This is a genomic window from Marinobacter sp. (assembly GCF_041690455.1).
In the GTDB taxonomy this organism is placed as follows: domain Bacteria; phylum Pseudomonadota; class Gammaproteobacteria; order Pseudomonadales; family Oleiphilaceae; genus Marinobacter.
On sequence record NZ_JAWLHI010000154.1, the window covers coordinates 1 to 2680 of the forward strand.

Consider the following 2680-nt stretch of genomic DNA (forward strand, 5'->3'; position numbering starts at 1 on the left):
CAGGGAGTTGGTCTGATGACACAACTCAACGGCCCGCATGATGTTGCCCTCGGAAACCAGCTTGAGCCAGTTCGGGATGTAGTTGTGAACCGGGCACTTCCACTCGCAATATGGGTTACCACACTCAAGACAGCGGTGGGACTGGGACGCCGCGTTATCCGCTGTAAACGGGTGGTAGATTTCGCCAAATTCTTTCTTACGCTTCCTGGCCGGGACCTTCTTCGGGTCGACACGTCCAACCTCGACAAACTGGAAGTCGTTACTCAGTCGTTCTTTCATCATGATGCTCTCATTAGCTCAATTTCGACCGGGGCGGCAGCCAAGCCGCGCACCCCAAACCCTCTCAGCCTATTACTCCGGACGTGCCCGAGTGCTCGCCAGCAGGCTGCGCAGGTTGGCAGCCTTGGGTTTCACCAGCCAGAAACGGCCGATGTAGTCATCGAAATTTTCAAGAATGTGCTCAGCCCACTCACTCGCGGTTTCCGATATATGCTCCCGGATAACGCCGCGCAGATGGTTACGGTAGGACTCCATATCTTCGCTGGAAATCCGCTGGATCTCGACCAGTTCGTGGTTGTACTTGTCCACAAAGGTGTTATTGAGATCCATCACGTAGGCAAAGCCACCGGTCATACCAGCACCGAAATTGTGCCCGGTAGAGCCAAGAACAGTCACCAGACCGCCGGTCATATACTCGCAACAGTGATCGCCAGCGCCTTCCACAACCGCATGAGCGCCGGAGTTACGAACGGCAAATCGCTCGCCGGCGGTTCCTGACGCAAAGAGCTTGCCGCCAGTTGCCCCGTACAGGCAGGTGTTGCCGACAATGGAGGTTTCCTGGCTCTTGAAGACACTGCCCCGGGGCGGCTTGACCACCAGCTTGCCACCGGTCATGCCCTTACCGACGTAGTCGTTGGCATCGCCCTCAAGGATCAGGTTGAGGCCGCCCACGTTCCAGACACCGAAGCTCTGGCCGGCGGTGCCGGTAAGGTCTAGGGTAATGGGCGCATCTACCATGCCCTGGTTACCGTGCAGCGCAGCAATTTCGCCGGACAGACGCGCGCCAATGGAGCGGTCGCAATTGGTTACCCGGTAGGACCAGGCACCACCACTCTTTTCCTTGATAGCGGCGGCGGTATCCTTAACCATTTGCTCGGCGAGCTTACCCTCGTCGAACGGATGGTTCCGCTCCACCTGACAGGTCTGCGGCTTGTCCGCCGGAATATGGTCATTGGACAGCAGGCGACTGAGATCCAGCTTCTTCTGGCGCTCAGTATCCCCCGGCAGGCGTTCCAGCAGATCAACGCGACCAACCAGTTCTTCCAGGCTGCGCACGCCCAGCTTCGCCATCCACTCACGGGTTTCCTCAGCCACGAAGCGGAAGAAATTCATGGCCATTTCCACCGTACCCTTGAAGTGCTCTTCACGGAGGTGTTCATTTTGTGTCGCAACACCGGTGGCGCAGTTGTTCAGGTGACAGATGCGCAGGTATTTACAACCCAGCGCCACCATCGGGGTGGTACCAAAACCGAAACTCTCGGCACCCAGGATCGCGCCTTTCACCACGTCCAGACCTGTTTTCAGGCCACCGTCAGTTTGCAGGCGGATCTTGCCCCGCAGATCGTTGGCCCGCAGGGCCTGCTGAGTTTCAGTGAGTCCCAGCTCCCAGGGAGAACCGGCGTAACGGATCGACGTCAGCGGGCTGGCCGCTGTACCGCCATCGTAACCGGACACCGTGATCAGGTCGGCGTACGCCTTGGCCACACCCGCGGCAATCGTACCGACACCGGGCTCAGAGACCAGCTTCACAGACACCAGAGCCTGAGGATTGACCTGTTTGAGGTCGAAAATCAGCTGGGCCAGATCCTCGATGGAATAGATGTCGTGATGCGGCGGCGGTGAAATCAGCGTCACGCCCGGGACCGAATAGCGCAGGCGAGCGATCAGTTCATTGACCTTGCCACCGGGCAGCTGGCCGCCTTCGCCTGGTTTGGCACCCTGGGCCACCTTGATCTGCATGACATCGGCACTGCGCAGGTATTCAGCTGTAACGCCAAAACGTCCGGACGCGATCTGTTTGATTTTTGACCGTTTCTCAGTGCCATAACGAGCGGGATCTTCACCACCTTCACCCGAGTTGGACCGGCTGCCCAAGGTATTCATGGCCACCGCCAGCGCCTCATGGGCCTCGGGCGAGAGGGCACCGAGTGACATACCGGCCGAATCAAAGCGAGGGAAGATGCTCTCAACTGGCTCTACGTCCGAGATATCAATCGGCTTGATGTCTTCCCTGAAGACAAGAAGGTCACGGAGCGTCGCTACCGGACGTTCGTTGACCAGTCCGGCATATTCCTTGTAGTGCCCATAATCGCCACTGGTCACCGCTTCCTGCAGTTTACCAACCACATCCGGATTAAAGGCGTGGTACTCCTGGCCATGGACGTACTTCAGCAGACCACCCTGGATAATCGGCTTGCGCGGCTTCCATGCTACGGAAGCCAGTTGCTCCTGGTCCTGCTGGAAATCATAAAAGCTGGCGCCCTGAACCCGGCTTGGGACACCCAGGAAGCACAGGTCAACCACATCATCAGCCAGACCGATCGCCTCAAACAACTGGGCGCCACGGTAGGAAGTGATGGTCGAGATACCCATCTTTGAGAGAATCTTCAGCAGTCCCTTG

General features: G+C 58.1%; 1 protein-coding gene and 1 pseudogene. Both read right to left on the reverse strand.

Annotation, left to right across the window (positions count from 1 at the left end; genetic code table 11):
- Window positions 1–279, reverse strand: a pseudogene (locus ACESMW_RS18955) (glutamate synthase small subunit); the annotation flags it as partial.
- 72 nt (window positions 280–351) lie between these two features.
- The coding region (gene gltB, locus ACESMW_RS18960) for a glutamate synthase large subunit (protein WP_372988516.1) at window positions 352–2680 on the reverse strand (2329 nt) is incomplete at its 5' end.